Annotated in this window: 4 protein-coding genes; 1 reads left to right on the top strand and 3 read right to left on the bottom strand. The window is 71.0% G+C overall.

The genetic code is table 11. The features are described 5' to 3' along the window. Nucleotides 1-450, bottom strand: a 450-nt coding sequence (locus VF697_RS01245; RefSeq protein WP_331091426.1) for a protein kinase domain-containing protein, incomplete at its 3' end; no start/stop codon positions are given. A 126-nt stretch (nt 451-576) separates the two neighbouring features. Then, nucleotides 577-2,154 (bottom strand): ATP-dependent DNA helicase RecQ, encoded by a 1,578-nt coding sequence (locus VF697_RS01240; protein ID WP_331091424.1) that lies wholly within the window; start codon nt 2,152-2,154, stop codon nt 577-579. 260 nt (nt 2,155-2,414) lie between these two features. Between VF697_RS01240 and VF697_RS01235 the strand changes: the two genes are divergently transcribed. Next, nucleotides 2,415-2,870 (top strand): RsbRD N-terminal domain-containing protein, encoded by a 456-nt coding sequence (locus tag VF697_RS01235; RefSeq protein WP_331091422.1) that lies wholly within the window; start codon nt 2,415-2,417, stop codon nt 2,868-2,870. A gap of 36 nt (nt 2,871-2,906) precedes the next feature. Here VF697_RS01235 and VF697_RS01230 read toward each other — a convergent pair whose 3' ends face one another. Further along, a complete protein-coding gene (locus VF697_RS01230; protein ID WP_331091421.1) occupies nt 2,907-4,247 on the bottom strand; it encodes a cation:proton antiporter in 1,341 nt (446 codons plus the stop codon). Nucleotides 4,248-4,451: the final 204 nt, after the last annotated feature.

The following is a 4,451-nucleotide window of genomic DNA, read 5'->3' as shown; positions in this document are numbered from 1 at the left end:
CAGGATGTTCTCCGGCTTCAGGTCCCGGTGGATGACGCCATTCTTGTGCGCGTACTCGATGGCCCGGCAGATCTCCAACATCATCCGCAGCGTCTCGAGCGGCTCCTGCTGGGGCGCGCGCATCCGCTCGCGCAGGGACGCCCCGTCCACGAACTCCATCACCAGGTAGTACGTCGTCTGCGTGCTCCCCTTGTCGAGGATGGAGACGATGTGCGGGTGGTGGAGGGTGGCGAGCGCCGCGGCCTCCTTCTGGAAGCGGGCGACGAAGCTCTCGTCCGTGGCGAGCTGCGCGTTGAGCAGCTTGATGGCCACCGTGCGGCCCAGCGAGAGCTGGGTGGCCTTGTGGACCTCGCCCATGCCGCCGGCACCGACGAGCTTCTCCAGGCGATAGCCGGGGATGAGATCCGGCGCGTGGGTACGGTTGACGGCGGTGGTGTCGAGCGCGGACATGGAGAGGGGGCGGCGTGAAGCGCGCTCGCCACGCTAGCAGAACCTTCCGGGCTCGGGCGGACGGGTTGCCCGCGTGGGTGTGGGCGCGGGAGCGGGTTTCCTGCCCTTTGCGTGCGGCTTTTCCAACTACACCGCACCACCGGGGATCGCTTCGGCGGCGGGGGGCGTGGCGATGGCCGTGGGGCTGGTCGCGTCGAAGTGTCCCGCGGCGCGCTCCGCGCAGTTGTCGCAGCGCCCGCAGTCTCCGGGCGCCGGCTCGCCGAAGTACTCGCTGATGAAGTGCCAGCGACACTCGGTGGTCTGCCCGTAGCGCATCATCCGCTGGAGGCGCTCGCGATCAGTCTGGTGGCGCTTCTCGTAGGCGGTGAGGTACTCGGCCAGCTCCTCGGCGGTCTCGAAGTCGCGCAGCTGCTTCAGCCCGCGCGGGCCCCGCTCGAGGATGCCCGCCCCGGAGAGCTGCGCCACCAGCACCTTCACCCGGTTGGCCGGCAGCCCCGAGGCCTCCGTCAGCACCTTGAGGGACACGGGCTTGCCCTGCCGGTGGGCCCACAGCTCGCGCAGCACCGAGTACAGCGCCTGGGACTCCTCGCGCCGGGGGTACTTGCCCCCGAGGAAGTAGCCTTGGATGCGCCGATCCTCCAGCCGGTAGAAGAGCACTCCGCGCGCCGGCGCTCCGTCGCGGCCCGCGCGCCCCGCCTCCTGGTAGTAGGTCTCCAGTGAGTCGGGGAATTGCCAGTGCGCCACGAAGCGGATGTCCGGCTTGTCGATGCCCAGGCCGAAGGCCTTGGTGGCCACGATGACGCGGTACGCGTTGGCCATGAAGCGCTGCTGCACCTCCTCGCGCTCGCTGGCCTTCATCTGGCCGTGGTAGCGGGCCGCCTCGATGCCGGCGTCCTTCAGCCAGTTCCACACCTCCTCGGCCTTCTTCACGGTGGCGGTGTAGACGATGCCCGTGCCCGGCTCCTCCTGGAGCAGCTTCATCAGCCGCGCCTTCTTGGCCTCGGGGTTCACCGTGCGGGCCACCTCCAGCGAGAGGTTCTCGCGGAGGATGCCGGTGTTCACCACCTCGGCGCCCCGCATGCCGAGCTGCTCGAGCACGTCCTCGCGCACCTGCGGGGTGGCGGTGGCCGTCAGCGCGAGGATGGGAGGCCGGCCGAGCTGCTGCACCGCCTCGCGCAGCGTGAGGAACGCCGGGCGGAAGTCGTGCCCCCACTGGGACACGCAGTGGGCCTCGTCCACCACGAAGAGGGAGACGCCCGCCTTGCGCAGTGCCTCCAGGCGCTCGGGCTTCTCGAGCTGCTCGGGCGTGACGTAGATGATCTCATGCTCGCCGCGGCGGACCTCCCGCGTCAGCGCGTCCGCCTCGCGCGCGCTGAGCGTGGAGTCGAGCTTCACCACCCCCACGTCCGCCTCCGTGAGCTTCTCGTGCTGGTCCTGCATCAGCGCCAGCAGGGGCGAGACGACGACGGTGGCCTTCGGCAGGAAGAGGGCGGGGAGCTGGAAGCACAGCGACTTGCCCGCGCCGGTGGGCATCACCCCCAGCACGTCCTTGCCCTCCAGCAGCGCCTCGAGGATTTCCCGCTGGCCGGGCCGGAGCTCCTCCACGCCGAAGCGCGCCCGGGCCTCGGCCGTGAGGGCCTTCCAGCTCGGTCTCCGGAAGCCGTCGGCCCCGCCTGCCAGGTTCTTGTCGTCGTTCGCGCTCATAGAAGGGAAGGCGGTGCTCCGGAGGGTGGGGCTCGTGTGCCTCACAAGGTAGGGGGCGGCACTCGTCCTCGGGAGTCAGCCTGGACCGGGGACCAGCACGGGCCGTCAGGGGAGCGGCCGGGCATGCCCCTCCTGGCTCTTCTGGACTGCCTGCCCTCCAGGCGGGCGTTCAGCGCATGGAGTGCGAGGGAGCGCCGTGGGGAGGGACGACGCGCCGCGCAGGTACCAACGTATTCGTGCGTGCCGCTGGGAGAGCCTCGATGAACACCCTCGCCGATGTCATGGAAGCCGGGCAGGAGAAGCTGTTCCGGCGCTGGTTGGAGCGGGTCCAGCGCGACCATGCTCCAGGCCCTCTCTCCGAGCCCGAACTGGCGGACCACATCCCGGAGTTCCTGAAGGAAGTGGTCGCCGCCCTGCACCGGGAGGAGGAGGGAGAGGCACCCAAGACGCATCGGGTGGGCCCGCTGGGGTGGGAGCATGGGGAGCAACGCTTCCGCACCGGCTTCGATCTCCCCAGCGTCGTGCGCGAGTACGGCGCGCTGCACGAATGCATCTTCGACCTCGTGGAGGAGGCGGGGCACGGACTCGTCCGCGTGGAAGAGGCGCGCATCCTCCTGCTGTGCTTCAACCGGGCCATCGCCGAGGCCGTCGCGCACTTCATGCACAGGCGCGAGCGGGAGCTCCTGGGAGAGGCAGCCCCTCCTCCCGCGGGCTGAGCCCGGAGGAGCGGGTGCGGCTCGCGCGCAGGCGTATCAGGGGGAGCGCGTGCGCGTCTCGGGTTGTGGCTGGCGCTCGGGCCCTGGCCGCCGGTGGCGCGAGTACCAGTGCATGAGGGGCGTCACGGAGATGCCGTGCAGCACGGCGGAGGTGGCGACGACCGTCAGCACCAGCCGGGCCAGGGGCTCTCCCAGCGTGGGGCCCAGCTCGTGGTTGAGGGCGTAGAAGAGGTAGTAGAGCGAGCCGATGCCGCGGATGCCGAACCACCCGATGAGCGCGCGCTGGGAGGGAGAAGTGCTCGTGCCCGCCAGCAGCAGGGCCACCGAGAGGGGGCGGATGAGCAGGAAGAGGAGGCCCGCCACCACGAAGCCCTCCGCGGCGAAGCCCACGGTGGCGAGCATCACCCCCACCAGCACCATGAGGGTCACTTCGCCCATGCGCTCCAACTGCTCGGTGAAGCCCAGCACCGCCTGGGCCATGTAGGCCGGGGCCGCCTCGGGGTGGGTGGCCACCTCGTGGGGCTTGTTGCTCTTCGCCACCGAGGCGACGTCCTCGGGCGGGGGCTGTCCGCGGCTGGCGCGGGCCTCCCTGTAGCGCAGGGCCAGGCCCGCGGCGAAGACGGCGAGGAAGCCATAGGCGTGCGCCCAGATGGCCACGCCGTACGAGAGGGCGATGAGGCCCAGGGCGAGCAGGTCATCCAGCCCCACCGCCTCCTGGTGCGTGCGCCGCAGGTACAGCACCAACCGGCCCACCCCACTGCCCAGCAGCCAGCCGATGAGGAGGCCCCCCGTCACGGCCCAGAGCAGGTCCACCGCGAACCACCGCCAGCCCCCCGCGCCCAGCTCGTGGTGGCCCAGCAGTCCCAGCCCCAGCATGACGAAGGGGAAGGCGCTGCCGTCGTTGAGTCCGGCCTCGCCCGTCAGCCCGAAGCGCAGCCGATCCGTGTCCGTGGGGTTCTCCACCTGCACGTCGGAGGCGAGCACGGGATCGGTCGGGGCGAGCACCGCTCCCAGCAGGAGGGCGGCCCCCAGCGAGAGGCCCAGGCCGAAGACGCCCACCAGGGTGAGCAGTCCCACCGTCACCGTCATGGCGCCGAGGGCCAGCCGCAGCGGCAGTCGCCAGCCCCGGTCCGACAGCGGCAGCCGCAGCTTCAGCCCCGAGCAGAAGAGCGAGATGATGACGGCCACCTCGGTGAGCCGCTCCAGGAGGTGGACGTGCGCGAGAGGGGCCAGCCAGGCATCGCCCATCTTTCCCAGTCCGGCGCCCACCGCCAGGTACACGAGGGAGGTGGACAGGGGCAGCCGCTTGAGGACGGAGCCGGAGAGCGCCATGAGGACGAGGAGCGCTCCGACGACGAGGTAGATGAGGGTGACCATGGTGAGGGGCTGGGAGGAGGTTCTACCCGGAGGGGCCCGCTCGGTTCGTGCTCGAATGACCCTTCTGTGGGCCATCGGGCTTTCGTCCAGGGGGCGCGCAACGCGTGACGGGCGGGCTCTCGGGCGCGGGGGAAGCCACTGGCACACCCTGAGCCCGCAAACGGCGAGGGCGCCTCCCCTGACGGGAAGCGCCCTCACCGAGGC

Source organism: Archangium sp. (assembly GCF_036388035.1).
In the GTDB taxonomy this organism is placed as follows: domain Bacteria; phylum Myxococcota; class Myxococcia; order Myxococcales; family Myxococcaceae; genus Archangium.
This window is presented reverse-complemented; position numbering and strand designations above follow the sequence as displayed.

Excerpts from the sequence above, each read along its gene's own strand:
- VF697_RS01240 (WP_331091424.1), bottom strand. The coding sequence starts at position 2,154 with ATGAGCGCGAACGACGACAAGAACCTGGCAGGCGGGGCCGACGGCTTC.
- VF697_RS01235 (WP_331091422.1), top strand. The coding sequence starts at position 2,415 with ATGAACACCCTCGCCGATGTCATGGAAGCCGGGCAGGAGAAGCTGTTC.
- VF697_RS01230 (WP_331091421.1), bottom strand. The coding sequence starts at position 4,247 with ATGGTCACCCTCATCTACCTCGTCGTCGGAGCGCTCCTCGTCCTCATG.